This is a genomic window from Lysobacter panacisoli (assembly GCF_009765165.1).
Taxonomy (GTDB): domain Bacteria; phylum Pseudomonadota; class Gammaproteobacteria; order Xanthomonadales; family Xanthomonadaceae; genus Lysobacter_J; species Lysobacter_J panacisoli.
The window spans coordinates 1,261,121-1,286,512 of the sequence record NZ_VLNU01000001.1 but is presented as its reverse complement, the minus strand read 5'-3'; the positions used below and the strand labels follow the sequence as shown (position 1 = coordinate 1,286,512).

At 69.3% G+C, this 25,392-nt stretch carries 23 protein-coding genes; 16 read left to right on the top strand and 7 right to left on the bottom strand.

From position 1 onward, the window contains the following. Nucleotides 1-143 precede the first annotated feature (143 nt). Together rsmG and FOF45_RS06185 are read right to left on the bottom strand one after the other, a co-directional pair. Nucleotides 144-806: a 16S rRNA (guanine(527)-N(7))-methyltransferase RsmG gene (rsmG, locus tag FOF45_RS06190; protein ID WP_158983104.1), complete on the bottom strand. Its 663-nt coding sequence runs from the start codon at nt 804-806 to the stop codon at nt 144-146. Between the two features lie 49 nt (nt 807-855). Continuing rightward, on the bottom strand, nt 856-1,464 hold the full coding sequence (locus FOF45_RS06185) for a 4'-phosphopantetheinyl transferase family protein (protein WP_158983103.1): 609 nt from the start codon (nt 1,462-1,464) through the stop codon (nt 856-858). A gap of 85 nt (nt 1,465-1,549) precedes the next feature. Between FOF45_RS06185 and FOF45_RS06180 the strand changes: the two genes are divergently transcribed. Then, the gene (locus FOF45_RS06180; RefSeq protein ID WP_158983102.1) at nt 1,550-2,911 is read left to right on the top strand and encodes an AMP-binding protein; all 1,362 of its coding nucleotides are present in this window, start codon (nt 1,550-1,552) and stop codon (nt 2,909-2,911) included. Between the two features lie 39 nt (nt 2,912-2,950). On the opposite strand, the gene xth is transcribed toward FOF45_RS06180, so the two are convergent. Beyond that, complete coding sequence (gene xth, locus FOF45_RS06175) at nt 2,951-3,718, bottom strand: exodeoxyribonuclease III (protein ID WP_158983101.1); 768 nt, start codon at nt 3,716-3,718, stop codon at nt 2,951-2,953. A gap of 88 nt (nt 3,719-3,806) precedes the next feature. Between xth and ltaE the strand changes: the two genes are divergently transcribed. Both ltaE and FOF45_RS06165 read left to right on the top strand, forming a co-directional pair. Next, the gene (gene ltaE / locus FOF45_RS06170) at nt 3,807-4,826 is read left to right on the top strand and encodes a low-specificity L-threonine aldolase (protein WP_158983100.1); all 1,020 of its coding nucleotides are present in this window, start codon (nt 3,807-3,809) and stop codon (nt 4,824-4,826) included. A gap of 78 nt (nt 4,827-4,904) precedes the next feature. Beyond that, nucleotides 4,905-5,441 (top strand): cytochrome b, encoded by a 537-nt coding sequence (locus FOF45_RS06165; RefSeq protein WP_158983099.1) that lies wholly within the window; start codon nt 4,905-4,907, stop codon nt 5,439-5,441. 46 nt (nt 5,442-5,487) lie between these two features. Here the strand turns inward: FOF45_RS06165 and FOF45_RS06160 are convergent, their stop codons facing one another. Together FOF45_RS06160 and FOF45_RS06155 are read right to left on the bottom strand one after the other, a co-directional pair. Then, nucleotides 5,488-8,364, bottom strand: coding sequence for a TonB-dependent receptor domain-containing protein (locus tag FOF45_RS06160; protein ID WP_158983098.1), 2,877 nt, complete (start codon nt 8,362-8,364; stop codon nt 5,488-5,490). A gap of 226 nt (nt 8,365-8,590) precedes the next feature. Beyond that, nucleotides 8,591-10,027, bottom strand: coding sequence for a coniferyl aldehyde dehydrogenase (locus FOF45_RS06155; protein ID WP_158983097.1), 1,437 nt, complete (start codon nt 10,025-10,027; stop codon nt 8,591-8,593). Between the two features lie 138 nt (nt 10,028-10,165). Between FOF45_RS06155 and FOF45_RS06150 the strand changes: the two genes are divergently transcribed. From FOF45_RS06150 to FOF45_RS06115, 8 genes are all read left to right on the top strand, one after another. Further along, on the top strand, nt 10,166-10,705 hold the full coding sequence (locus tag FOF45_RS06150; RefSeq protein ID WP_158983096.1) for a gamma carbonic anhydrase family protein: 540 nt from the start codon (nt 10,166-10,168) through the stop codon (nt 10,703-10,705). 112 nt (nt 10,706-10,817) lie between these two features. Continuing rightward, the gene (locus FOF45_RS06145) at nt 10,818-11,498 is read left to right on the top strand and encodes an RDD family protein (protein WP_158983095.1); all 681 of its coding nucleotides are present in this window, start codon (nt 10,818-10,820) and stop codon (nt 11,496-11,498) included. A 1-nt stretch (nt 11,499) separates the two neighbouring features. Then, on the top strand, nt 11,500-12,510 hold the full coding sequence (locus FOF45_RS06140; RefSeq protein ID WP_158983094.1) for a stage II sporulation protein M: 1,011 nt from the start codon (nt 11,500-11,502) through the stop codon (nt 12,508-12,510). Next, complete coding sequence (locus tag FOF45_RS06135) at nt 12,507-14,246, top strand: DUF4129 domain-containing protein (RefSeq protein ID WP_158983093.1); 1,740 nt, start codon at nt 12,507-12,509, stop codon at nt 14,244-14,246. The genes FOF45_RS06140 and FOF45_RS06135 overlap by 4 nt, the downstream gene beginning before the upstream one ends. After that, a complete protein-coding gene (locus tag FOF45_RS06130) occupies nt 14,243-15,397 on the top strand; it encodes a DUF4350 domain-containing protein (RefSeq protein ID WP_158983092.1) in 1,155 nt (384 codons plus the stop codon). The genes FOF45_RS06135 and FOF45_RS06130 overlap by 4 nt, the downstream gene beginning before the upstream one ends. Further along, nucleotides 15,394-16,386, top strand: a complete 993-nt coding sequence (locus FOF45_RS06125; RefSeq protein ID WP_158983091.1) for an AAA family ATPase — start codon at nt 15,394-15,396, stop codon at nt 16,384-16,386. Before FOF45_RS06130 ends, FOF45_RS06125 begins: the two co-directional genes overlap by 4 nt. Further along, nucleotides 16,383-17,723 (top strand): DUF58 domain-containing protein, encoded by a 1,341-nt coding sequence (locus FOF45_RS06120; RefSeq protein ID WP_233264065.1) that lies wholly within the window; start codon nt 16,383-16,385, stop codon nt 17,721-17,723. The genes FOF45_RS06125 and FOF45_RS06120 overlap by 4 nt, the downstream gene beginning before the upstream one ends. A gap of 46 nt (nt 17,724-17,769) precedes the next feature. After that, nucleotides 17,770-18,798: an MBL fold metallo-hydrolase gene (locus FOF45_RS06115; RefSeq protein ID WP_199244444.1), complete on the top strand. Its 1,029-nt coding sequence runs from the start codon at nt 17,770-17,772 to the stop codon at nt 18,796-18,798. Nucleotide 18,799: 1 nt separating this feature from the next. On the opposite strand, the gene FOF45_RS06110 is transcribed toward FOF45_RS06115, so the two are convergent. Both FOF45_RS06110 and aroE read right to left on the bottom strand, forming a co-directional pair. Further along, the gene (locus FOF45_RS06110) at nt 18,800-19,063 is read right to left on the bottom strand and encodes a YkgJ family cysteine cluster protein (RefSeq protein WP_158983090.1); all 264 of its coding nucleotides are present in this window, start codon (nt 19,061-19,063) and stop codon (nt 18,800-18,802) included. A 14-nt stretch (nt 19,064-19,077) separates the two neighbouring features. Continuing rightward, nucleotides 19,078-19,968, bottom strand: coding sequence for a shikimate dehydrogenase (gene aroE, locus FOF45_RS06105; protein WP_158983089.1), 891 nt, complete (start codon nt 19,966-19,968; stop codon nt 19,078-19,080). A gap of 32 nt (nt 19,969-20,000) precedes the next feature. Between aroE and FOF45_RS06100 the strand changes: the two genes are divergently transcribed. The 5 genes from FOF45_RS06100 (at nt 20,001) to FOF45_RS06080 (ending at nt 25,362) form a co-directional block, all read left to right on the top strand. Further along, nucleotides 20,001-20,915: a TolB family protein gene (locus FOF45_RS06100; protein ID WP_158983088.1), complete on the top strand. Its 915-nt coding sequence runs from the start codon at nt 20,001-20,003 to the stop codon at nt 20,913-20,915. A gap of 150 nt (nt 20,916-21,065) precedes the next feature. Next, nucleotides 21,066-21,314 carry a hypothetical protein gene (locus FOF45_RS06095; RefSeq protein WP_158983087.1) on the top strand — a complete coding sequence of 83 codons (249 nt, stop codon included), beginning with the start codon at nt 21,066-21,068 and terminating at the stop codon, nt 21,312-21,314. A 324-nt stretch (nt 21,315-21,638) separates the two neighbouring features. Further along, complete coding sequence (locus FOF45_RS06090; protein ID WP_233264064.1) at nt 21,639-21,989, top strand: post-PEP-CTERM-1 domain-containing protein; 351 nt, start codon at nt 21,639-21,641, stop codon at nt 21,987-21,989. Next, nucleotides 21,986-23,650 (top strand): PA domain-containing protein, encoded by a 1,665-nt coding sequence (locus FOF45_RS06085; protein ID WP_158983085.1) that lies wholly within the window; start codon nt 21,986-21,988, stop codon nt 23,648-23,650. Before FOF45_RS06090 ends, FOF45_RS06085 begins: the two co-directional genes overlap by 4 nt. Before the next feature lie 257 nt (nt 23,651-23,907). Next, on the top strand, nt 23,908-25,362 hold the full coding sequence (locus tag FOF45_RS06080; protein WP_158983084.1) for an OprO/OprP family phosphate-selective porin: 1,455 nt from the start codon (nt 23,908-23,910) through the stop codon (nt 25,360-25,362). Nucleotides 25,363-25,392 lie beyond the last annotated feature (30 nt).

Below are 25,392 nucleotides of genomic sequence, written 5' to 3'. Positions count from 1 at the left end.
CGGACCGTGGATTATGCCCGGATGCAAAGACGCGCGCGCCCTCGCCGTTACCTGTCTGGGCGATCCCATGCCGCCATTGCCGCCAGCGGGCGGCGGATCAATCACTTGCGGGGTTGCCGTCCGGACGGACGGTTCCGATCGGTTTACGAAGCCGTGCGGCCGATCACGACCAGGTGGCGCTCGGCGTCCAGCCCGGGCACCCGCAGCGGATGGGACGCCTGCACGCCCCAGCCCGCGGGGAGGGCGGCGATCTCGTCGGCCGGGTACACGCCCTTCATCGCCAGCAGGCGACCGTCGGGGCCGAGCAGGTGCCCGCCCAGTTCCAGGATCAGCGGCAGCGTGGCCAGTGCGCGCGCAGTGATGGCGTCGTAGGCGCCGGGTTCGTCCAGCGCCTCGATCCGCGATTCGGCGACGCGCGCATCCTTCAGCCCGAGCTGGCGGATCGCCTCGCGCATGAAGCGCGCCTTCTTGCCGTTGCTCTCGACCAGCGTCACCTTCAGCCCGGGCTTGACGATCGCCAGCGGAATCCCGGGAAGCCCAGGACCCGTTCCGAGATCCGCCAGGCGCCCGCCGCGCGCGGCCAGCTCGTCCACGAACGGATGCATCGCCAGCGAATCGAGCAGGTGTTTGGTCACCATCTCGTGCGGATCGCGCACGGCGGTGAGGTTGTAGGTGCGGTTCCAGCGCAGCAGCAGCGCCAGGTAATCCAGCAGCGGCGTGGCCACGGCCGGGTCCAGCGCCAGCGCGCGCAGGCCGTCGGTAAGCGCTTGCCGCAGCGACGGATCGAGGGGAGCGGGGGTATTCATGCGGCGCGCAGTATCGCCGATGTCGGGATGCCGATCAGCCGCGTGAACCCTACGTGGGCCGCCAGGCGAGGGCGCCGAGGTAGTCCGGCTCCGGCTGCAGTTCGTCGAGCCGCCAGTCAGATGGCGCGCCGAGCTCGGGGTCGCACTCGACCAGCTGCAATCTGCCGTCGAGGTCGGCGAAGCGCAGCCGGTGCAAGCCGAAGGAAATGCCGTGGCCATGCGCCTTCAATACCGCCTCCTTCGCACACCACAGGCGCAGGAAGCCGTGGTCGCGCACCGCCGTGGACGGCGCCGCATGCAGCCAGACCAGCTCGGGCGCGGTAAAGAACCGGGCCGCCAGTTCGAGCGCGCGTCCGCGCGGGCGCACGCGTTCCAGATCGATCCCGACCCGCACGTCGCGGCCGATGGCGACCAGCAGGCCGTTGCCGCTGTGGCTCCAGTTGCAGTCCCAGCCGGCGTACGCGCCGCCCAGACGCGGCCGGCCGCGGGCGTCGCGTTCCAGCGGGACCGACTGTGGCGGCAGGTCCAGCGCCTGCGCCAGCCACGCCCGCGCCAGCGGCTCGGCCGGGACCCGTGGGGCGTGCGGCTGCCAGGACCAGCGCACAGCGCCGGGCGGCAGGTCGCCGGGCGGCACGGTTTGGCCAGCGGACAGGGACATGAATCAGTCGTGTGGGCTCGTGAACGGCGCCCAGCGTAAGCTAGTGGCAGGGGAAGCGGCGAAGCCGCAGTACACACTGGAATCCATGTCCGCGGTCGTCGAAAGCCTCATCGTCCATGCCGTGCCCGTGCCGCTCACGTGCGGGGATCGGGCGCGCGCCATCGCTTTCGATGCGGCGCAGACCATCGACCTGGCCCGTTTCGAGCGGCAGGTGCGCGCGCTGGCCGAATCGCTGCCGCCGTCGCGGTATGCGATCAACCTGTGCGAGGACCGTTACCGCTATCTCGTCGCCTTCTGCGCGGCGGCGGTGCGCGGGCAGACCACGTTGATGCCGTCCTCGCGCGCGCCGGCCGAGATCGAGCACGTGCAGGCGCACTACCGCGACAGCTATTGCCTCACCGACGTCGCGCTGTCGCCCGCACCGCCGCACTGCGTGCAGTTGCCGGCGGAATTGCACGAGCTCGACGGCGGCCCGCTGCAGATCGACGAGGACGCACTGGCAGCGATCGGCTTCACCTCCGGCAGCACCGGCCAGCCGCGTGCCTATGCCAAGACCTGGCAGAGTTTCCGTACCTCCACCGCGCAGAACCTCGCCGCGTTCGCCGGCCTGATCGCCGACCATGACGTGACCCGCGTGGTCGCGACCGTGCCGCCGCAGCACATGTACGGCATGGAGATGACCGTGCTGCTGCCGCTGCTCGGCCCGGTCGCCGTGCATTCGGCGCGACCGCTGTTCCCGGCCGACGTGGCGCGTGCGCTGCACGACTCGCCCACGCCGCCATTGCTGATCACCACGCCGGTGCACCTGCGTGCGCTGGTCGCTGCCGGGCTCGAACTGCCGCCACTGGCGGGAATCGTCTCGGCCACCGCGCCGTTGCCGCCTGAACTGGCCGCCGAGGCCGAAACGCGCTTCGGCTGCGAAGTGCGCGAGGTGTTCGGTTCGACCGAAACCTGCGTGTTCGCACGTCGCCGCACCGCCCGCGACGCCGCGTGGACGCCGCTGCCGGGCGTGCGCCTGGCGCCCCAGCCAGACGGCACCGCAGTGCATGCGCCGCACCTGTCCGAGCCGGTCGTGCTCGCCGACCTGATGGACGTGCACGCCGACGGCCGCTTCGAACTGCGAGGCCGCAACGCCGACCTGCTCGACATCGCCGGCAAGCGCGCGTCGCTGGGCGACCTGACCCGCAAGCTGCTCGCGGTGCCGGGCGTCGAAGACGGGGTGGTGTTCCAGCTCGACGAGGCGGACGCGATCGGCGTGCGCCGCATCGCCGCGCTGGTGGTCGCGCCGGGCCTGGAAGAGAACGCGATCCTGCAGGCGCTGCGCGAGCAGCTCGATCCGGTGTTCCTGCCGCGCCCGTTGCGACGAGTGGCCGCATTGCCGCGCAACGAGACCGGCAAGTTGCCGCGCCAGGCGCTGCACGACCTCTTGCACGCCGCGCACGCCTGATCGCGCGCGGCGATCCCGCGACGCGCGATCGCGTTCAGATCACGCTAGCTCGACCCACGCCGGCGCGTGGTCGCTCGGACGATCCCAGCTGCGCGGCTCGCGGTCGATGCCCGAAGCCACGCAGTGCGGTCGCAACGCGTCCGACACCAGGGTGAGGTCGATGCGCAGGCCGAGGTTGCGGCGGAAACCCGCCTGCCGGTAATCCCACCAGCTGAACTGGCGTTCGTCCGGATTGAGCGCGCGCCACGCGTCGTGCAGGCCGAGCGAATACAGCTTCTGCAGCGCTTCGCGTTCGGCGCGCGAGGTGAGGATGTGGTCGTCGTTCCAGACCACCGGATCGTGCACGTCGCGCTCGTCCGGCGCGATGTTGAAATCGCCCAGCACGATCATGCGCGGATGCGCGCGCAGCTCCTGCTCGAGCCAGTCGTGCACCGCGCCGAGCCAGCGCAGCTTGTAGGCGTACTTGTCGGTGCCCACGTCCTGGCCGTTGACCACGTACAGGTTGACGATGCGCAGGTCGCCGACGGTGGCCGCGATCACGCGCTTCTGCTCGTCCTCGAAGCCCGGCACGCCGATCTGCACGTCGCGCGCGGATTCGCGCGAGAGCACGGCCACGCCGTTGTAGGTCTTCTGTCCGGCGAACACGCTGCGATAGCCCGCGGCGAGCAACGGGTCGTCGGGGAACCGCTCGTCCTCCAGCTTGGTTTCCTGCAGCGCGACGATGTCCGGCGCGGCCTGCGCCAGCCACTGTTCCAGGTGCGGCAGGCGGACGTTGAGCGAGTTGACGTTCCAGCTGGCGATCTTCATGCCGCGCAGTGTAGCCGTCCCTCATGGCCCTGCCAGCCCGCCGTGCCTCGCTGGCATACTCGGGAGCGACGCAACCACGACGCCTCCCATGCACTGGATCGACCTGCGCAGCGACACCGTGACCCAGCCCACCGCCGCCATGCGCGAGGCGATGATGCGTGCGCCGGTCGGCGACGACGTGTACGGCGAGGATCCGTCGGTCAACGCGCTGCAGCAGCGGCTCGCCAACGACCTGGGCTTCGAGGCGGGGCTGTTCGTGCCCAGCGGCACGCAGTCCAACCTGCTTGGTCTGATGGCCCATTGCGAGCGTGGCGACGAATACATCGTCGGCATGGACGCGCACACCTACAAGTACGAAGGCGGCGGCGCGGCGGTGCTCGGCTCGATCCAGCCGCAGCCGATCGTGCACGCCGCCGATGGCTCGCTGCCGCTGGATGCGGTGGAACGCGCGATCAAGCCGATCGATCCGCACTTCGCGCGCACGCGCCTGCTGTGCCTGGAGAACACCTGGCATGGCCGGTCGATGCCGCTCGACTACCTGGCTGCCGCCCGCGCGCTGTGCGACCGACGTGGGCTGTCGCTGCACCTGGACGGCGCGCGCATGTACAACGCCGCGATCGCGCTGGGCGTGGCACCGCGCGAGATCGCGAAGAATTTCGACAGCGTTTCGGTGTGTCTGTCGAAGGGCCTCGGTGCGCCCGTCGGCTCGGTGCTGCTCGGCACGCGCGCGCTGATCTCCACCGCCACGCGCTGGCGCAAGGTGGTCGGCGGCGGCATGCGCCAGGCAGGACTGCTGGCCGCCGGCGCTTCCCATGCGCTCGACCACCACGTCGCGCGGCTTGCGGACGATCACGCCCGTGCCGCACGCATCGCGGCGCAGTTGCAGGGGCTCGATGGCCTCACCGTCGTCGCCCAGCACACCAACATGGTGTTCATCGACGTGCCGGTGGAACGCCATGACGCGCTGCGTCGCGCGATGGACGAAGCCTTCATCCGCGTCTCGATCGGCTACACACCGGCGATCCGCCTGGTCACCCACCTCGACATCGACGACGAAGGCGCCGCGCGCACGGTCCAGGCCTTGCGGGCCTTCGCGTCCGTCGGCTGAGCCGTGCGGTCTGATCAGGATCAAAGGCGCGGGCGCGCCGGTACGCGATAAAGCCGCACCATTCCGGGAGCAGACACCATGTTCGGCAAGGTCCGTCGTTACACCCCCGGCCTGCGCAGGCTGCACTGGCTGATGGCGGTGCTGATCCTCCTGGTCTACGTGGCGATCGAACAGCGCGGCCTGTTCCAGCGCGGTTCGCCGGAACGCGCCGCGATGATGCAGACGCATTTCTGGCTGGGCTTGTCCGTATTCGTGCTGGTGGCGTGGCGCCTCGCGTTGCGCGTGCGCCACGGCGCGCCGCCGATCCATCCGGCGTTGCCCTTGTGGCAGGCGTTGCCGGCAGGCCTGTTGCACCTGCTGCTTTACGCGTTCCTGATCGCGATGCCTGTACTCGGACTGCTGACGGCATGGACGGACGGCAAGGTGCTGTACGTGCCGTTCTCGCAGATCGCGTTGCCCGCGCTCATGGCGCCGGATCCGGCCCTCGCCGAACGGCTCGAGGACCTGCACGGCAGCATCGGCGAGTTCTTCTACTGGGTCATCGGCCTGCACGTGGTCGCCGCGCTGTACCACCATTACGTCCGTCGCGACGACACGCTGCGGCGCATGCTGTGATGCGCCGCGCGGACGACGGGGCCCGCAGGCCCCGTCGCTTTCCGCCTCAGAACCTGTAGTTGAACCCCGCGTAGTACGAGCGTCCCATCGCGTCGTACAGACCCGAGCCGAAACCGGTACCGAACAGGTTCACCGGCGGATCGGAGTCGAACACGTTGGTGATGCCCGCGTACACCTGCCAGCCGCCGTCGAATCGGTAGCTGCCACGCAGGTCGTGGAACACGCCCGAGCCCGCCCAGATCGGCGCGGTCGAGGTCGGGTTGGAGTGGTAGCTGTCGTTGCTCACGCGCAGGCTTTCCGACACGTAGCGCGTGCTCCAGTCGAAGTTCCATCCCGCCAGCGCGTAGCCCACGCGCAGCGTCGCCTTCCATTCCGGGAAGCCGAGCGTGCGGTTCTGCTCGACCGACTCGTCCGCATCTTCCTGGAAGGGGAAGTCGGTGTAGTGCAGGACGCGGGTCGCATTGAGGTCCAGCTTCAGCCGGCCCGCGCCGAGGTCATGCGCGTAGCTCGCGCCAATGTCGACGCCGTCAGTGTTCGTCGCGGCGATGTTCTGCTGCAGCGTGCGGATGAACGTCAGCTCATGCGTGACCGGATCGCGCGTGGCGTTGGTGCAATAGACGTTGTCGATACCGCTGGGCGAGTCGACGCAGCGCTGCGCGGTGGCGCTGCCCGAGACCGAGGTGATGGCGTCGGAGAGCTTGATGTTCCAGTAATCCACGTTCAGGCCAAAGCCCTCGAGGAAATCCGGCGTGAACACGAAGCCCGCCGTCCAGCTGCGGCCGGTCTCGGGATCCAGGTCCGGATTGCTGCCCGACAGTCCTTCGATCGTGCCGATGTTCTGCGCGACGAAGCCGTTCGGCACGCCCAGCGCGGCGCAGTTGGCGGCGCGCAGCGCGGGGTTCTTGCCGTTCTTCAGTTCCACGACCGAACACGGATCGGTCACCGAGAAGAAGTTCTGCGATTGCCCGCCGAACAGCTCGTCGATGTTCGGCGCGCGCACCGCGCTGGACATCGTGCCGCGCAGGCGCAGGCTCTTGTTGACGGCCCAGTCCAGTCCGTAGCGCCACGCGGTGGTGTGGCCGACAGTGCTGTAGTCGGACACGCGCGCCGCCGCATCGAACGAGAGCGATCCGAACGCGTCGCTGGAGACCAGCGGCAGGGCGATTTCGGCGAACAGCTCGCCGACGTCGTACGCACCGTGCGAACTCGGGATCGCGTTGAGGAAGGTCTGGCCCGACACGTCGAGCGGATCGGTGTCCTGCCGGCTCGTCTCGCGGCGGTATTCCACGCCGGTCGCAAAGCTGGCGGAGCCGCCCGGCAGCTCGATCAGGTGGTTGTTGGTCAGCGACGCGTTGGCGACGAACTGGGTGAGACGCGAGGTCGTACGCGTCGTCGTGTTGAACCAGTGCGCCGCGGACGGATCGATCGCGCCTTCGCCGAAGATGCTGAAGGGAATGCAGCCCTGCGCCACGTCCGGCGACACGATGCCGTCCGGACTGTCGGTGTAGGCGAGGAGGTTCTGGTTGACCGAGCCCAGAGCGATCCGCGAACGACACACGACGTTGCCGTTGGCCGGATCGCGCACCGCGTCGAGGCCGGCGTAGAAGCGCTCGTTGATTCGATTGTTGAGGTTGTCGCGCGCCTCGTCCGTGCGCCCGTACACCGCCGAGACGTCGTACTGCCAGTCCGACCACAGCATGCCGTCGGAACCGAACACCGTGCGCCATGTACGGCGCTCCGTGTCCTCGCCGCGGCGCCCGGCGTCGAGATCGCTGCGCGAGACCTTGATCGACTTGCCCTTCATCACCGCCGCGAGATCCGGACGGATGTAGGCGTTGTCGGGCATCACGATGTAGGGCGAGCCGGTGGTCGCGCTGCCGAACGCCGGTGAGGACTGCGTCTTCGAATCGACCTGGCTCCAGGTGCCTTCGAAGTACAGGCGATGCTCCGCGTCGAGGTCGAAGCTGGCGACGCTGCTCACGGACGTGCGCTGGTACTTCGGCTGCAGTTGCAGCGTGCGATTGCTGTCGGAACGGTCGCAATCGGTGCAGCCACCGGCGGTATCGCGTATGCCGTCGAAGCGCTGCTTGCGCACGCTGCCGTCCGGATCGAAGACATAGCGCCGTGTGATGTCGGTGCTCGGGCCGAGCGCGAACGTGCCGCCATAGGTGATCAGGTAGCTGCCCGCGTCGGGCATCAACACCTTGTCGGTGCTGTAGCCGGGCGTGCGGATCTCGCGCCAGGCCTGGTGGCCGAAACGGTCGCGGAACTCCAGCGCGTCCTGGCGACTGTGTTCGAGCGAGGCAGCGAAGTGGCCGCGGCCGTCCGCGAACGGCGTGCCGGCGGTGACCGACAGCAGCTGCTTGTCGAAGCCACTCGAACTCGTCCCGAGCTGCGCGTGCAGGTTCAGGCCTTCGTATTCGCGCTTGAGGATGAAATTGACCACGCCGCTGACCGCGTCCGCGCCGTACACGGCTGACGCGCCGCCAGTGATGATCTCCACGCGCTCGACCCAGTCGGCCGGGATCAGGTTGGTGTCCACCGCGCTGGAACCCGCCGACGAACCCACGAAGCGGCGGCCATTGACCAGCACCAGCGTGCGCGCGGTGCCGAGGTTGCGCAGGTCCTGCATCGCCACGCCGGCGGTACCGATGAAGCGGCCGGAATTGCCCATCGTGAAGGTGGTGGCGAGCTGCGGCATGGTGGTCAGCAGGTCGCCGATGTTGACCGCGCCGACGGCCTTGATGTCCTCGGCGGTCAGTACGCTGATCGGCGTGGGCGAAACGACGTTGGGGTTGGAGATGCGCGTGCCGGTCACGGTGACCGTGTCGATCGCGGTGACATCGTCATCGGTCGCGTGGGCGGCAGTGGCGGTGCAGAGCAGTGCGAGGCATATCGCCGTCGCGAGTCGCTTCTGGTGCATGGAAGGTCCCTGGAGTGTGTGGACAAGGCGTCGCCACCGTCGCCAGGGAATGGCAATCGTCTGGACTGGCTGTGCGGATCGGCCCTGCGGATGTCGAGCAGGCTCGACCACAGAGCTTTTAGGACGCGCGGTGCGTCCGGCTCAATCAGACTTTTTCTGGATGCAGTGCAACCCCGCCGTGGATGGCGTGGCAATCGCTACGTGGCGATGGGTTTCGAGCGCCGGTTCAGCGCGCCAGCAGGCGCACCATGCGATCGACGAAACCGCGGTACGGCGGCTTGAGCAGGTCGCTGCCGGCCCAGCGACGCTGGCGGAACACCGGCAGCAGCTTGCTGAAGGTGTCGAAGCCGGTGCGGCCGTGGATCGCGCCGATGCCGCTCGGGCCGATGCCGCCGAACGGCAGGTCGTGCGCGCCGAAATGCAGCAGCGTGTCGTTGACCGTGACGCCGCCGGCGAGCGTGCCGGAGACGATCTTCTCGACGCTGCGCCCGTCATCGCTGAAGGGATACAGCGCCAGCGGGCGGTCCATCGAGTGGATGCGCGCGAGCGCGTCGTCGAGCGTGCGGTACGACACCACCGGCAGGATCGGGCCGAAGATCTCGTTGCGCATCACTTCCGAGTCCATCGGCGGGTCCAGCACCAGGGTCGGCGGGAAGATGCGGTCCTGCGCCATGCGCGAGCGCGCATCGTCGGGAGCGTCGCCGGTGAGCGGCTCGATGACGGTCGCGCCGCGTGCGCGCGCGTCGTCGACGTAATGGCGCAGTCGTGCGTACTGGCCGTCGTTGATGATGCGGGTGTAGTCGTGCGGCGCACTGAAGTCGCCATAGCGCGCATGCAGTTCGCGGCGCAGCGCTTCGACGAAGGCATCGCGACGCGGCGCGTCGATCAGCACGTAGTCCACGCCGATGCAGGTTTGCCCGGCGTTGAACCACTTGCCGGTGGCGATGCGCGCGGCGGCGCGTTCGAGCGGATAGTCGGGGCACACGACGGCCGGCGCCTTGCCGCCCAGTTCCAGCGTCACCGGCGTCAGGTTCGGCGCGGCCGCGGCCATGACCTTGCGGCCGACCGCGGTGGAGCCGGTGAACAGCAGGTGGTCGAACGGGAGTGCCGCGAACGCCGCGCCGACTTCCGGTCCGCCCAGCGCCACGGCGACACGGTCGGCCGGGAAGACCTCCGACAGCAGTTCGCGCAGCCAGCGGCTGGTGCGCGGGGTGTGTTCCGACGGCTTCAGGTAGACGTGGTTGCCCGCCGCGATGGCCGACACCACCGGCACCAGCGCCAGGTTCACCGGGTAGTTCCAGGGCGAGAGGATGCCGACCACGCCGACCGGCTCCGGCCGGATCCGCGCACTGGCCGGCCAGAAGCGCCAGCCCACCGCGGCGCGGCGCGGCCGCATCCAGCGGCGCAGGTGCGACAGCGCGTGGTCGAGCTCCGCCAGCACGATCATCGCTTCCGACAGCAGGTTCTCGTGCTGGCTGCGATGGCCGAAATCGGCGCGGATCGCTTCGTCCATCGAGCCGATACGCGCGCGGAACACCTCGCGCAGGCGCTCCAGGTCGGCGCGGCGCTGTGCGAAGTCGGGCTTGCGGGCCTGCCAGGCGCGGCGCAGCTGCTCGCGGGTGGCGGCCAGTTCGTCCAGCGGGGTGTCGGCGGTGATGTCCATACGGCGGAGTGTAGACCCGTCGCGTCGCGCCACGCAGGGGCGAAAACGGCGGCGACGGGGGGCGTCGCGGACGGGCCTCCAGCGCGTCCTCGCGCCCTGCGGCGACGGCTGCGCGCGGCGGCGCGGTAAAATCGAGGCATGACGATGCGTCCCTACCTCGACACCTTCCCCGTCCACGGCGAGCGGGTCTACATCGATCCCTCGGCGGTGGTGATCGGCGCGGTCACGATCGGCGACGACGCGTCGATCTGGCCGGGCTGCGTGATCCGCGGCGACGTCAACAGCATCCACATCGGTGCGCGCACCAACGTGCAGGACGGCACGATCATCCACGTCACCCACGAAGGTCCGTTCACGCGACCGGGCGGCTTGCCCACGGTGGTCGGCAACGACGTGACCATCGGTCACGGCGTGATCCTGCACGCCTGCACGCTGGACGACTTCTGCCTGATCGGAATGGGCGCGAAGGTGCTCGACGGCGCGCGCGTGCATCGCCACGGCTTCGTCGGCGCCGGCGCGGTGATCGCGCCGGGCAAGGAAGTCGGCGAGGGCGAACTGTGGGTCGGCAACCCGGCGCGCTTCGTGCGCCGCCTGGGCGAGCGCGAGATCGAGCAGTTGCATTACAGTGCCGAGCACTATGTACGATTGAAGGACCGCTACCTCGGCATGGCCGGGTAGTACGCGAGTCGCGACAGGGGGTCGCGGGCCGCACACGATCGGGAACGGGGGACATGGAAGGCTTCGAGGACCGCATTGCGCATGCGCCGGCATCCAGCGGCACGGACGCCTGATGCTCGACACGTACCGGGAAGTCGTGACGCCCGAGGGCGTCGCCCTGCACCTGCCCGCCGCCGGCCCCGTGCCGCGTGCGCTGGCGTGGGTGATCGACTTCCTCATCCGCATGGCGATGGTGTTCGTTTCCGGCATCGTGTTCGGCCTGCTCGGGCGCGGCGGATTCGGCTTCCAGGCGGTGATGGTGTTCCTGGTGTACTGGTTCTATCCGGTGCTCTTCGAGGCGATGTGGAACGGCCGCACGCCCGGCAAGCGCGCGCTCGGGCTGCGCGTGATCGCCAACAATGGCGCGCCGGTGGGCTGGCTGGCGGCGTTCTCGCGCAACCTGTTGCGCGTGGTCGACATGCTGCCGTTCGGTTACGCCACCGGACTGGTGGCGGGACTGCTCGATCCGTGGGGACGGCGCCTGGGCGACATGGTCGCCGGCACGCTGGTCGTGCACGACGCGCGTCCGCACGAACCGTCGCCTGCGCCGGTCAAGCACGCGCTGGCGCCATCGGTGGCGCTGCGGCCGTACGAACAGGCCGCGCTGGTCGCGTTCGGCGAACGCGGGCCGCATCTCACCGAAGCACGCCAGGCTGAACTCGCCGACCTCGCCGAGCCGCTGACCGGCGCACGCGGGACGGCCGCGGTCACGCGCCTGTACGGCATCGCCAACTGGCTGCTGGGGCGACGCTGACATGAAGCAGGAACTGTTCGTCCAGCGCCACCAGCCGGAATGGAACGCCTTCGAGCAGTGGCTCGACGAGCGTGGCGCGAGTGCGCGTGAGGCGCGCAAGTCGCGGCGCGGCTGGCACGGACTGGCCGACGCCGACATGCCCGCGCGCTATCGCCGCCTCTGCCAGCAGCTCGCGCTCGCGCGCCGGCGCGGTTACAGCCCGGTCGTGACCGAGCGATTGCAGGACCTGATGCAGCGCGGCCACGGCCTGCTCTATCGCACGCCCGCACCGCGCTGGCGTCGCGCGGTGGAATTCCTCGTCGCCGGATTCCCGCGCCTGGTGCGTGCCGAACGCGGCTGCATGCTCGCTTCGTTCGTGCTGTTCTGGCTGCCGCTGCTGGTCGTGTTCGCGGCCATCGTGTGGACGCCTGACCTGTCCTCGTCGCTGTTCGAACCGATGCAGCTGCGCGAGTTCGAGCACATGTACGACCCGGCCGATCCGGCGCGCAAGCTCGGCCGCGACAGCGGCACCGACCTGGCGATGTTCGGCCACTACGTCTGGAACAACGTCAGCATCGGTTTCCGGACCTTCGCCAGCGGCCTGATCGCCGGCGTCGGCGCGATCGTCGTGCTGATCACCAACGGCATCATGATCGGCGGCATCGCCGGGCACCTGCAGGCGGTCGGCCACGGCGATCCGTTCTGGCGTTTCGTCGCCGGGCATTCGGCGCCGGAACTGACCGCAATAGTGATTGCCGGTGGCGCGGGCCTGCGCCTGGGCCTGTCGTTGGTCGCGCCGGGGCAGAAGCGGCGGATCGATTCGCTGCTCGAGGGCGGCCGGCGCGGTGCGCTGCTGTGCGTGGGCGTGCTGGCGATGCTCGTGTTCGCCGCGTTCGTCGAAGCGTTCTGGTCGTCGATCGCGTGGATGCCGGCGTGGATCAAGTACACCGTCGGCGGCGTGCTGTGGACGCTGACCGCGGCGTGGCTGCTGCTGGGCGGACGCGACCGCGCGCACGAGGACGCGAGCGCATGAAGATCGAAGCGCTCACCGTCGCACTGCGTCCGCGCTCGGCCTGGGAAGCGGTCGAACTCGGCACCGCGCTTACGCGCCGCCATGCGGCTGCGATCTGGAAACCGTGGCTGCTGCTGAGCTTGCCGATGTTCGCGCTGGTCAACCTGCTGGCGTGGTCGTTCGACGTGCTGTGGCTCGCCGGTCTGGTGGTGTGGTGGTTGAAGCCGCTGTTCGACCGCATCCCGCTGTTCGTGCTCTCTCGCGCGGTCTTCGGCGAAGTGCCGACGACGCGGCAGACACTGCACGCGCAGCTGCGCTGGGGGCTGCGCTGGATGCCGGCCTACCTGACGTGGCGTCGCCTCAGCCCGGTACGCTCGCTGTACCTGCCGGTCGATCTGCTCGAAGGCGCGCAAGGCGCGCAGGCGCGGCAGCGCCGCCGCGCGCTGGGTTCGCCCGTGCACGGCGTGGGCACGCTGCTGACGCTGGTGTGCGTGCACTTCGAACTCGCGCTGTACCTGGGATTCGCCGGCATCGCGGTGATGTTCGTGCCGAACGAATATCTCGAACAGTTCGGCAACCGCGTGTGGAAACTGCTGCAGGAAGCGCCGGTCTGGATCACGCTGCTGTCCAACCTGCTGGCATGGATGGCATGGGCGCTGATCAGCCCGTTCTACGTCGGCGCGGGTTTCGGCCTGTACCTCAACCGCCGTACCGAGATCGAAGCTTGGGACATCGAACTCGCGCTGCGCCGCATGCGCACACGCCTGCTGCAGGCGGCCGCGCCGCTGGTGCTGCTGCTGGCGATCGCCCTGGCGTTGCCAGCGCGCGCGCAGGAACCGCCGCAGCCGGCGCAAGGTGCGGAGCAGTCGGGCACCGCCGCCGACGAGGCGGAAGACGAAGACGAAGAAGACGACATCCCTGCGGCGACGCTGCACGACATCTTCGGCACGGTCGAGGACGACAGCGGCCTGCGCGACGGCATCGATGCGCAGAAGACGCAGCCTGCTGAGCCGCCGGTCGAGACGACGGCCACCGCCGGCACGGCCGGCAATGCGTCCACCGGCACGCGCACCGCGCGGAACGGCACCGGCCTCGCCGACGATCGCGGTCTGCGCAATGCGGTCAAGCGCGCCTATGCCGATCCCACGGTGACGCCCAAGCGCAAGATCGTGACCTGGAAGGCACGCGCCGAGGAACCCAAGAAGCCGCCGCAGAAGCCGAAGGTCCCGCCGCTCGCCGGCCTTGGCGCGTTCATCGCGCTCGTCAGCGAGTACGGCTTGTGGGCGGTGGTGGGCGTGATCGTGCTGATCCTGCTGCTCACCTCGCCGCGCTGGCTGCGCTGGTTCCGTCGCGGACTGACGCGCGCGCCGCGGGAGTCGGATGAAGTGCGGCGCAGCGATGCGGACGAGCCGCAGGCGCCGTTGCCGGACGATGTGCCCACGGCGATCCGCCGGCTCTGGCGTGAAGGACGGCAGCGCGAGGCGCTGGCGCTCATGTACCGCGCCAGTGTCGAGTCGATGGCCACCCGCACGCAGGCCGTGCTGGTGCCCGGTGCGACCGAGGCGGAAGTCCTGCGAGTGTCGCGCCGCCTGCCGCTGGCCGAGGAGCGCGACGCCTTCGCGCGCGCCGTGCGTGCGTGGCAATACGCCGCGTACGCGCAGCGATTCCCGGGCGCGGAGGACTTCGAACGCCTGCTGCACGAACTGGCCGAACGCTTCGCCTGGTCCACGGCGATGCCGCGCGGAGCGACGCCATGACCAACACGCGTCGCAATCTGCTGATCGGACTCGGCGTGCTCGCGCTCGCTGCGGCCGTCGCACTCGCCGTGTGGTGGTGGAACCGCACCTACGTGCGCACGGAGGAATTCGTCGACATCCCGCGTACCGGCGAGGCGCGCACCAATCCGCTGTACGTGCTCAAGCTCGCGTTGCGCGCCGACGGCGTGAAAGCCGAAGCGCGCCAGCGCCTGCAGCGCGACCGTTTCACCCTCGGCCGAAGCGACACCGTGCTGCTCTACAGCGATCCGCGCACGCTGCCGACGGCCGACGCGGACGCGCTGATGGAGTGGGTCGCCACCGGCGGACACCTGCTGGTGCGCGTGCCGGCGAGTGGCGCCGGCAAGGAACGCGTGCCGGTGCTGTCGTCGCTGGGCATCACGCCGGCCAAGGCCGCGCCCCAATGCGTCGGCCTGCAGGTCGAAGGCGAGGACCGGCACGTCGAGTTCTGCCAGGCGCGCGCGTTCACCCTCGACGGCGAAGAACCGCTGCGCGCATGGGTCAACGAGGCCGGCGACTACGTCTTCGCGCGCATGAAGCACGGGCAGGGCGTGATCGACGTCGTGTCGGGATTCGACTTCCTGACCAACGACAAGCTCAAGGACGTGCCGCACATCGCGCTGACGCGGCAGTTGCTCGCACCCAATTACGGCAATGGCACCGTGCACCTGATCTACGCGGCGGACATGCCGTCGTTCTGGTCGACGCTGCTGCGCCAGAGCTGGATGGTGTGGCTGCCGCTGCTGCTTGCACTGTTCGCATGGCTGTGGCGGCGCGCACTGCGCTTCGGCCCGCTGCTGCCGTCGCCGCCAGCGGAGCGGCGCTCGCTGATCGAGCACATCGTCGCCAGCGGCGAGCACATCCACCGTTACGGTTATGGCGACGTACTGTACGAGGCCGCGCGCACCGCGTTCCTCGCACGCCTGCGCCGGCGCGATCCGCAGGCCGCGGCCCAGGGCGGCGACGTGCAGGCAGCGATGCTCGCCGAACGCTTCGGCCTGAACGCCAATGACATCCGCGATGCGCTGTCCACGCCGGACCCGCGCGACCGCACCGCATTCCGCCAGCGCATCGCGCTGCTGGTGCGCATGCGCAACTCCCTTCGACCCAGCAACCCAGAGTCTTCGCCATGAACGCTGACACCGTTGTGCCCCTGGTCCCGATCACCGGCGATGCGCTGGCCGAACGCGCCGCCGCCGTGCGCGAGGAAGTCGGCAAGGCCTTCATCGGTCAGGCCGACGTACTCGACCAGATCCTGATCGCGCTGCTCGCCGGCGGCCACGTGCTGATCGAAGGCGTGCCCGGACTCGGCAAGACGCTGCTGGTGCGCGCACTGTCGCGCGCGCTCGATTGCGGCTTCGCGCGCGTGCAGTTCACGCCCGACCTGATGCCCAGCGACATCAGCGGCCACGCGGTGTGGAACCCGAAGACCGAGACGTTCAACATCCGTCGCGGCCCGGTGTTCACCAACCTGCTGCTCGCCGACGAGATCAACCGCGCGCCGGCCAAGACGCAGTCCGCGCTGCTGGAGGCCATGCAGGAACTGCAGGTCACCATCGAAGGCCACAGCTTCCAGCTCTCGCCGCCGTTCCTGACGCTCGCCACGCAGAACCCGGTCGAGCAGGAAGGCACGTATCCGCTGCCGGAAGCGCAACTCGACCGCTTCCTGCTGAAGGTGCTGATCGGTTATCCCTCGCGCGCCGACGAGAAGCGCATGGTCACGGCGGTGAGCCAGGGCCGCAGCGCGTCCGACTTCGACCTGTCGCAGGTCGCGCGCGTGATCGGCCCGCAGGACATCGTGGCGATGCAGGCCGGCACCGCGCAGACCGCGGTGGACGAGGCCGTGATCGACTACGCCGTGCGCATCGTCGCCACCACGCGCGACTGGGCCGGCATCGCGCTTGGTGCAGGCCCGCGCGGCAGCCTCGCGCTGATCCGCGCGGCGCGCGCGCAAGCGGTGCTGTCGGGTCGCGATTTCGTCACGCCCGACGATGTGCGCGAGATCGCCAAGCCGGCACTGCGCCACCGCATCGCGCTCGCGCCGGAACTGCAGATCGAAGGCCAGTCGCCCGACGACGTGCTGCACGCGCTGTTGTCGAAGGTGGAGGCGCCGCGCCAGTGAGCGCGCCGCAAGACGGGCTCGCCTCGCCACGCCGCTGGCCGCGCCCCGCGCCGGCGACGCTGGCGTTGCTCGTGCTGTGGTCGCTGCTTGGCCTTGCGGTGGTGTTCGAACGCATCGAATCGTGGGCCTGGTACGCGGCCGGCGCGGGCCTGGCGCTGATGTTGCTGGCCGATGCGGCGGCGGTCGTACGCCGCGCCACGCCGCAGGTCGCGCGGCGCATCCCGGAAACCTGGCCGGTCGGCATCGAGCGCGCCGTCACGCTGGATCTTGAGGCCGCGAACGGTCAGCGCGTGGACGTGTTCGACCTGCATCCCGGCGGTTGGCCCATGCAGGGCCTGCCGCGACGCGTGCGCCTGCGCGCCGGTGAGGTCGCGTCGTTCGATTACCACCTGCGTGCCAATGCGCGCGGCGATTTCCGGTTCGACGGAGTGCAGCTTCGCCTGCATTCGCCGCTGCGCCTGTGGTGGCAGTCGCGCGTGGCCGGCGCACCGCAGCAGGTGCGCGTGTTCCCGAACTTCGCCCCGCTGGCACGCTTCGCCATGTTCAGTGCCGAGCAGGCCTCGCGCCTGGTCGGTGCCCATCTGCGTCGTCGTCGCGGCGAAGGCACCGATTTCCACCAGATGCGCGAATACCGCATTGGCGACAGCCTGCGCCAGATCGACTGGAAGGCGACGGCGCGCGCGCGTCGGTTGATCTCGCGCGAATACCAGGACGAGAAGAACCAGCAGCTCGTTCTGCTGCTCGACACCGGCCGCCGCCTGCTCGCCCGCGATGGCGAACTCGCGCATTTCGACCACGTGCTCGATGCGGCGCTGGTGGTGGCCTACCTCGCGCTGCGCCAGGGCGACGCGGTCGGCCTGCTCGCCAGCGGTGGCGAAAGCGCGTGGGTGCCGCCGCGTCGCGGTGTCGGCGCGATCGACGAACTGCTGCGCGCGAGCTATGCATTGCAGCCGCGCCCGGTCGCGACGGATTTCCTCGCCGCCGCCACCGAACTCACGCTGCGCCAGCGCCGCCGTTCGCTGGTGATGCTGGTGACCAACCTGCGCGACGAGGACATGGACGACGTGCTCGCCGCCGTGCGCATGCTGCGCAAGCGACACCTCGTGTGCGTAGCGAGCCTGCGCGAGGCCGCGCTCGATGGCGCGCTCGCCGAGCCGGTGCAGGATCTGCATGGAGCGATCCGTGCCGGCGCCACCGCGCAGTACCTCGAACAGCGCAATGCCGCGCACGAAGCGCTGCGCGGCCACGGTGTGATGGTCCTCGACGTGTCTTGCGACGAGCTCGCCGCGTCGCTGGTCGAGAAATACCTGTCGGTGAAGCGCGACGGTCTGTTGTGATTCCGGTGCGTCCGCGCCCTTGGCGCGCGGACGCGGAGGGCGCAGCATGACGTCGCCGACCGCGCGTCGCGCGGAGCGGACCCCCATCCTTTCCATACAAGGCATCGTCACGATGATCCGCAACCGCCTTTCCGTTCTGGTCGCCGCCGTGATCGCCGGCGCGACGCTGTCCGCCTGTTCCGATCGCCCGCCCGCCGCCACCGACGCGTCGGCAACCACGGCCCCGCCAACGACCACGACGAGCGCACCCGCGCCCGCGAGTGCGTCCGACCTGTTCCGCTTCCGCATCGGCACGCTCGATGCCGTCGCGCTGAAGGACGGCACGATCGACGTCGCCAACGACGGCAAGACGTTCGCCATCGGCCAGCCGGCTGCCGACGTGAACGCGTTGCTGACCGCCGCCGGCCAGCCGACCGACGCCATGCACCTGAGCATCCAGCCGCTGCTGGTGCGCAGCGACGCGCGCGTGCTGCTGTTCGACACCGGCGCGGGCGACGCTTCGTTCGCGCGTGCCGGACATCTGGCCGATGCGCTGCGCGCCGCTGGCGTCGAACCCGCGCAGGTCACCGACATCTTCCTATCGCATGCGCATCCCGACCACACGGGCGGACTGCTCACGCGCGAAGGCACGCTCGCATTCCCGAACGCCGCCATCCACGTCTCCCAGCCGGAGTGGGACGCGCTGAAGGTCGATGCCGGCGCCGCGAAGCTGGTCGCGGCGATCACCCCGAAGGTCGCGACGTTCGCGCCGAACGCGGAGATCGTCCCGGGCGTGGTGAAGGCGGTCGCCGTCGATGGCCACACGCCGGGCCACAGCGCGTACGAGATCGCTTCGGGCAACGAACGCCTGCTCTACATCGGCGACACCGCACACCACCACGTGATCTCGGTGCAACGTCCGGAGTGGACCGTGCAGTGGGACCAGCAAGCGCCGGTCGCGCAGGCCAGCCGTCGTGCGCTGCTGCAGCGTGCGGCCGATGGCAACGTGCGCGTGTACGCGGTGCACTTCCCGTTCCCTGGAATCGGCCACGTGAAGAAGGACGGCGATAACTTCGTGTGGGTGCCGGAGTCCTGAGCTACGCCGGGATCGGCTGCGTCAGTCGTTCCAGCCGGTCCAACGATTCCAGTGCGGCCTCGCGCGAGGGGCCGCACATCTCCATCGACGGCCGCAGCGACGCGCAGAACGCGGGGCGCTCCGGACGGCCGAACAACCGGCAGCGATAGTCGTCGTCGAGTTGCACGCACGGCATTCCTGCCGGTTTGCCGTGCGGCATGCCGGGAATCGGCGAGGTGATCGAAGGCGCGATGCAACACGCGCCGCAGTGGGCGCGGCAGTCCATGACGAAGCGTCGTTTCAGTCGGCGGTGACGAGTTCCGCGCGGTGTTCGCGCAGTTCCTCGAAGACCTCGTCGGTTTCCGGGCGCACGCCGTGCCAGCGCTGGAAACTCTCGGCCGCCTGTTCGACCAGCATGCCCAGTCCGTCGATGCAGTCGCGCGAACCGGCGGCGCGCGCCCAGGCGAGGAACGGAATCGCCACTTCGCCATAGCTCAGGTCCACGGCGGCGGTGCGTGGGTTGGCCAATGCCATCGGCAATGCGGGCAGGCCGTCCGCACGCGCGGCGGAGGTGGCGTTGACGATCAGGTCGAAGGTGCCGAGCGAACCGATGTCGCGCAGGTAGCGCGGATGCACGCGGCCCGGCATCGACAGTGCGTCGGCCAGCGCGTCGGCGCGCTCGGGCGTGCGGTTGACGATGAACAGGTCGCCGATGCCGGCATCGAGCAGCGCCGGCGCGACGCCGCGCGCCGCGCCGCCGGCGCCGATCAGCAGGGTGCGGCGCGCGCGCAGGTCCAGTCCGTGGCGTTCGGTGAGATCGCGCACCAGGCCGACGCCATCGGTGTTGTCGCCTTCCCAGCCGGTCGCGGTGCGTACCAGCGTGTTCACCGCGCCCGCGCGACGCGCGCGTTCGCTCAGCGTCGTGCACGACGCGGCGGCGCGGCCCTTGTGTGGCAGCGTGACGTTGGCGCCGACACCGCCTTCGGCCGCGAACTCCGCCAGGATCGCGTCGAACAGCTCCGGCGTCGCGTCCATCGCGGTGTATTCCAGGGCGATCCCGGTCTGCCGTCCGAACGCGGCGTGGATGCGCGGCGACAGCGAGTGCGCCACCGGATGGCCGATGACGGCGAAGCGTTTCACGACGGCCGGATTTGCGACGGAAGCGAAGTTGGACACGGTGGGCCCTCGCATAGACTGGGGATCACAAAGACAGGAGACGCACGATGCGACGCAAGTCGGCCTTGGTTCCGAGTGTAGTACTGGCGGCGGGCGTCGTCGGTGTCGTCGTGTTGTCCGGGCCTGCGTCGGCCTTCCTGTCCGAGTTCGGCATCGAAGGCATGGGCGTGGTATCGACCAGGGCCAGCGAGATCCGCGGCAGCGTCAGTCCGGACGGACAGCATATCGTCTGGGGCAGTACCGACCGTGAAGGCGGTGCCGGTGGCTGGGACCTGTGGCAGGCGCGGCTGAAGGATGGCCGCTGGCAGGACGCGAAGCCGCTGTCGATCAACTCGCCGGCCAACGATTTCGATCCGCTGTTCAGCGCGGATGGAAAGTGGCTCTACTTCTTCTCCAACCGCTCCGGCGGCATGGGCGGCGACGACCTCTACCGTGCGTCGGTGAAGGCCGACGGCTTCGGCGCGGTCGAGAACCTCGGTCGCGGCGTCAACACGCGCGGCGACGAATGGGCGCCGACGCCGAGCCGCGACGGCCAGCGCCTGTTGTTCGCCAGCGATGGACACGGCGGCAAGGGCGGACACGATCTGCTCTCGGCGCGCTGGGACGGCAAGGCCTTCGTCGATCCGCAGCCGCTTGCGGGTATCAACACGAAGGCGGACGAATTCGACGCCGCATGGCTTGGCGATGGGCGCACGCTGGTGTTCGCGCGCTCGCAGGACCCGGCGACGAAACCGGTGCGTTTGTTCGTCGCCCATTGCGACGGCGCGCGTTACGACGAGGCGGGTCCGCTGGCGCTGTCGTTCAACATCGAGGACGGCACCACGCTCGGTCCGGCGCTGGACTGGAACAAGCCCGGCGAACTGCTCGTCAGCGGCTCGGCCAAGGCGCCGCGTGCGGGGAAGATGGACCTCTACCGGATGAAGGCACCGGCAGCGCAAGGGAAGGGCGGTTGCGCGGGGTGAGTCGGGCTGGGTGCCGTCCGGCAACCCGGATCGCCGATTCGGGGGCGGATTCGGGCGTTTCGTCGGAGCGCCCTGTTCGCGCGCCGTCGCGATCACTAATCTCGGCAGTCGAAGCCGTCCACCTGGCCGGCCACTCACGAGGAACTCGCAATGGGTCTGATCAGCCTGCTCTGGGGCATCGTCGCCATGATCTGGATGGTGATCGCCCTGATTCCGCTGCTGGGTTGGGGCAACTGGCTGTTGATTCCCTTCGCTGCGGTCGGCGCGATCATCGCCGCGATCGGCATCCTCTTCACCAGCGCGGGCAATCGTGGTCGCGCCAAGACCGGCCTGGTGCTCAACGGCATCGTGATCATCGTCGGCATCGTGCGGCTCGGCATCGGCGGCGGCATCATCTGAAGCCGGCCATGTGAACGCCGTCGTCACGCGCCGCATGCGCGTGACCGCTTTTTTCGCCTGAATACGTAGCGCCGCGCGATGTTGCAGCGCGGGCTTGTGGCGTGCGCGCACGCGGGCGCACACTCGACGCGGGCTGAAGGGGGAAGCCCAGATTGCATCCCCACGGTCGAATCATCGCGATGGTCAATCGCGGGGGTGTTCCATCACCTTCAGATCGGGACTTGACCCATGAAAAGGATCGGATCCGCGCTTTGGTTGTCAGGCATCGCGCTTGGGCTCTGCTTCAACGCCCACGCCGCCGATGCACAGTCCGCTACGCATCAAGTGACTTACGCCGGCGTCAAGGTCGGCATCGACGCCGAGACAGGGCAGTTGCGCCCGCTCACGGCGAGCGAGAGCGCGCAGCTCGACCAGGCGCTCACCCAGGGGCAGCACGCCAGGGTCGCGCCAGCGATGGCGAAGACGTTCAGTGCGCCGACCGATGCGGCCGCGGCGCGTGCGACCGCGCGTCGTAATGCGCACGGCGGCGTGTCGGTGAAGGTGCCCGAGTCGCAGATGACTTCGGTCGTCGCGCATCGCGATGCCTCGGGACAGATCGTCGTCGAACACGTCGGCGAAGCGCATGCCGACGACACCAGCCACGACACCGCCAACAACGAGGAGCTGCTGAAATGAGAAAGCACCTTCTCGCTTGCGCGCTGGCCGTGGCCGGTGCACTCACCTTCAGCGCCAACGCGGCGCAGCTCGTGCTCCTCAACGGCGATGCCGGTACCGGACTCGGTCTCGACGATCCGACGCCGGCCACGCCGGTCGGGCTCAACCCCGGCACGACGGTCGGCCAACAGCGTCAGATCGTCTACCGCTTCGCGATGGACCTGTGGGGTTCGGTGCTCAAGAGCGACGTGCCGATCAAGGTCGGCGCCACGTTCCAGCGCCTCAACTGCACGGCCACCGGCGCCACGCTCGGCTCGGCCGGCGCGAACTGGGTCGATCGCGACTTCCCGAACGCGCCGATCGCGGGCATCTGGTACAACGCCGCGCTTGCCGATTCGCTGGCCGGCGTCGACCTCGATCCCGATCCGGCCGATCCGGCCGACATCATCTCGCGCTTCAACGGCGATCTCGGCAAGCCCGACTGCCTCGCGGGGACCACGTGGTACTACGGTCTCGACGGCAAGACACCGACGGGCGGGATCAACTTCCTCAACGTGGTGATGCACGAAATCGGGCACGGCCTTGGCTTCCAGGGCTTCCTCGACAAGTCCACCGGCCAGTTCCTCGATTTCGACGGCACCGGTCCGCGTTCGGATGCATACACGCAGAACGCGTTCGACAACGTCACCAACATCGGCTTCAACAACGCAGCCAGCACGCCGGCACAGCGCGCACTCGCCATGCGGACTGCCGGACGACTGGTGTGGTCGGGCAATCGGGTGAAGAACGAAGCGGCGCTGGTGCTCGACAACCGCCAGTACCTCACCGTGACCGCGCCCGCCGGCATCGCCGGGCGTTACCTGTACGGCACCGCGAGCTTCGGCCCGCCGGTATCGCCGGCCAACTTCACCGGGCAGGTCGTGCTGGGAGCCGATGCCGCCGATGCGGCCGGTCCGAGCACTACCGACGCGTGCTCGGCGCTGACGAATGCGGCGGCCGTGGCCGGCAAGTTCGTGCTGGTCGATCGCGGCACCTGCGGCTTCGTGATCAAGGCCGCGAACGTGCAGGCCGCCGGTGGCATCGGCATGGTCGTGGCCGACAACGTGGCCGGTTCGCCACCGCCGGATCTGGGCGGCAGCGATCCGAACATCACCATCCCGGCGATCCGCATCACCCTGGCCGACGGCAACACGTTCAAGGCAAACCTGCCGGTGAACGTGACGTTCGAGGTCGATCCGGTGCTGTTGCAGGGTGCCGACGACACCGGTCGCGTGCGTCTGTATGCGCCCAGCGTCGTCGCACCGGGCTCCACCTTCTCGCACTACGACACCGCACTCGCGCCGAACGCGCTGATGGAGCCGTTCGACACGCCGACGGTGCAGGCGCAGTACAACGTCGACCTGACGCCGGCGCTGTACCGCGACATGGGCTGGAAGGTGAACAACGGCGCGGCGAAGATCGGCAAGTGCAACACCACGGTCGATCTGCTCGAACCGGGTGGCTTCATCGTCGGCGCCAACGTGCAGGCCTGGAACAACCTGTGCAAGGTCTCGGCCAAGAACCCGGGCAAGTACGTGCAGTGCATGGTCGATCTGCAGCACCGCCTGCGCAACGCGAAGCTGATCCATCCGTTGCAGGGCGCGGCGATCCTGGTGTGCACGGCGACCAACCTGAAGCCGTAACCGCATCGTTGTGCGTTCCACTCGGACCGGCGCCGCAAGGCGCCGGTCTTTTCTTGACCCACGGCAAGGCGCGGGTCCGCGGGCGCTGCCATCTTCGCCCCTGGCTTCACGAAATCTTTCGCTTCGCCCCGCGCTCATGCCGCTTCGGCATGAGCGCATGACGCGCCCGCCTTTCCGTTCACGGCGGGCGGCGGCGACATTCGCCGCGTGCCGCCGGATTCCCGGAGGCTGATCCTCCCCCCAACGGAGCCCCACCCATGCGCAATGACCGAACGCGAAGATCGTCCGTCCCCCTGCTGGCCGGAAGCGCGCTCGCCTGCGCGCTGGCGGGCCCGGTGCAGGCGCAGTCCGCACCGCCGACGGTGGAGGAGCTCGCGCGCCGCCTGCAGGCGATCGAACAGCGCCTTGGCACCGCCTCGGCGACCCCGGCGCCCGCCGACGCCAACGGACTGGCCGATCTCGACCAGCGCCTGCGCGTGATCGAACGCCGACTCGAACTGCAGGCCGAGGAAGCCGAGGCCAAGGCCGCCAGCACGCCGACCGTGAGCCTGAGCGCGAGCAAGGGCCTGGCGGTGAAATCGCCGCCGCCGGGCGACGTGGAGCTGCGCCTGCGTGGTCTGGTGCAGGCCGATGGTCGCTTCTACATCGACGACGACGCGGTACCGCAGAACGACACTTTCCTGTGGCGTCGCGCCCAGCTCAACCTCGAAGGCAACTGGGGCCCGCTGCTCGCGTTCCGCCTCACGCCGGAACTCGCCGGCGACAGCGTGACGCTGCTCGATGCATGGATCGACGTGAAGTTCGATCCGCGCGCGACGCTGCGCATCGGCAAGACCAAGAGCCCGGTCGGACTGGAGCGCCTGCAGGCCAGTGGCGCGACCGAACTGATCGAGCTGGGCCTGCCCGGCGAACTCGCGCCCGGCCGCGACATCGGCCTGCAACTGCAGGGCGAATTCGCCGGCTCGACGGTCAACTATGCACTCGGCGTCTACAACGGCACGGTCGATGGCCGCGATGCGGTGACGACCAATCCCGACAACAATTTCGAATTCGCCGGACGCGTGTTCGTCGAGCCGTGGAAGAACGACTCCAACGCATTCTCCGGCCTGGGCTTCGGCATCGCCGGCAGCAGCGGCGACAAGGAAGGCACCGGCAACAACTTCCTGCCGCGCTACCGCACGCCGGGACAGGTGCAGTTCTTCAACTACCGCAGCGCAGTGCTTGCCGACGGCGAACACACACGCTGGTCGCCGCAGGCCTACTGGTACCGCAACGCGTTCGGTGTGATCGGCGAATACATCAGCTCGCGCCAGGAAGTACTGCTGCCTGCCAGCGGCGCGCGCGAATCGCTCGATCATCGCGCCTGGCAGCTCGTGGCCGGCTACGTGCTCACCGGCGAAGACGCCGGATACCGCGGCGTGGCGCGGCCTAACCATCCTTTTACGGTCGGCAGTGCAGGCTGGGGGGCGTGGGAACTGGTTGCGAGGTACGGAGAGCTGGACATCGACGACGACGCCTTCCCCGTGTTCGCCGACCCGAACGCGGTCGCGCGCAACGCGACATCCTGGGGCCTGGGCGTGAACTGGTACCTCAACGCCAATTTCAAGCTCGTCGCCAATTTCACGCAGACCGAATTCGACGGTGGCGCGCCGGCCGGCGCGGACCGCGAAGACGAGAAGGCGTTCTTCACGCGCGCCCAGTTCTCGTTCTGACCCTTCCGATTCCGACCCCAGGGAAGCGCC

Bases quoted from the DNA above. Each gene is read 5' to 3' on its own strand.
- rsmG (WP_158983104.1), bottom strand. From the start codon at position 806: ATGAATACCCCCGCTCCCCTCGATCCGTCGCTGCGGCAAGCGCTTACC.
- FOF45_RS06185 (WP_158983103.1), bottom strand. From the start codon at position 1,464: ATGTCCCTGTCCGCTGGCCAAACCGTGCCGCCCGGCGACCTGCCGCCC.
- FOF45_RS06180 (WP_158983102.1), top strand. From the start codon at position 1,550: ATGTCCGCGGTCGTCGAAAGCCTCATCGTCCATGCCGTGCCCGTGCCG.
- xth (WP_158983101.1), bottom strand. From the start codon at position 3,718: ATGAAGATCGCCAGCTGGAACGTCAACTCGCTCAACGTCCGCCTGCCG.
- ltaE (WP_158983100.1), top strand. From the start codon at position 3,807: ATGCACTGGATCGACCTGCGCAGCGACACCGTGACCCAGCCCACCGCC.
- FOF45_RS06165 (WP_158983099.1), top strand. From the start codon at position 4,905: ATGTTCGGCAAGGTCCGTCGTTACACCCCCGGCCTGCGCAGGCTGCAC.
- FOF45_RS06160 (WP_158983098.1), bottom strand. From the start codon at position 8,364: ATGCACCAGAAGCGACTCGCGACGGCGATATGCCTCGCACTGCTCTGC.
- FOF45_RS06155 (WP_158983097.1), bottom strand. From the start codon at position 10,027: ATGGACATCACCGCCGACACCCCGCTGGACGAACTGGCCGCCACCCGC.
- FOF45_RS06150 (WP_158983096.1), top strand. From the start codon at position 10,166: ATGACGATGCGTCCCTACCTCGACACCTTCCCCGTCCACGGCGAGCGG.
- FOF45_RS06145 (WP_158983095.1), top strand. From the start codon at position 10,818: ATGCTCGACACGTACCGGGAAGTCGTGACGCCCGAGGGCGTCGCCCTG.
- FOF45_RS06140 (WP_158983094.1), top strand. From the start codon at position 11,500: ATGAAGCAGGAACTGTTCGTCCAGCGCCACCAGCCGGAATGGAACGCC.
- FOF45_RS06135 (WP_158983093.1), top strand. From the start codon at position 12,507: ATGAAGATCGAAGCGCTCACCGTCGCACTGCGTCCGCGCTCGGCCTGG.
- FOF45_RS06130 (WP_158983092.1), top strand. From the start codon at position 14,243: ATGACCAACACGCGTCGCAATCTGCTGATCGGACTCGGCGTGCTCGCG.
- FOF45_RS06125 (WP_158983091.1), top strand. From the start codon at position 15,394: ATGAACGCTGACACCGTTGTGCCCCTGGTCCCGATCACCGGCGATGCG.
- FOF45_RS06115 (WP_199244444.1), top strand. From the start codon at position 17,770: ATGACGTCGCCGACCGCGCGTCGCGCGGAGCGGACCCCCATCCTTTCC.
- FOF45_RS06110 (WP_158983090.1), bottom strand. From the start codon at position 19,063: ATGGACTGCCGCGCCCACTGCGGCGCGTGTTGCATCGCGCCTTCGATC.
- aroE (WP_158983089.1), bottom strand. From the start codon at position 19,968: ATGCGAGGGCCCACCGTGTCCAACTTCGCTTCCGTCGCAAATCCGGCC.
- FOF45_RS06100 (WP_158983088.1), top strand. From the start codon at position 20,001: ATGCGACGCAAGTCGGCCTTGGTTCCGAGTGTAGTACTGGCGGCGGGC.
- FOF45_RS06095 (WP_158983087.1), top strand. From the start codon at position 21,066: ATGGGTCTGATCAGCCTGCTCTGGGGCATCGTCGCCATGATCTGGATG.
- FOF45_RS06085 (WP_158983085.1), top strand. From the start codon at position 21,986: ATGAGAAAGCACCTTCTCGCTTGCGCGCTGGCCGTGGCCGGTGCACTC.
- FOF45_RS06080 (WP_158983084.1), top strand. From the start codon at position 23,908: ATGCGCAATGACCGAACGCGAAGATCGTCCGTCCCCCTGCTGGCCGGA.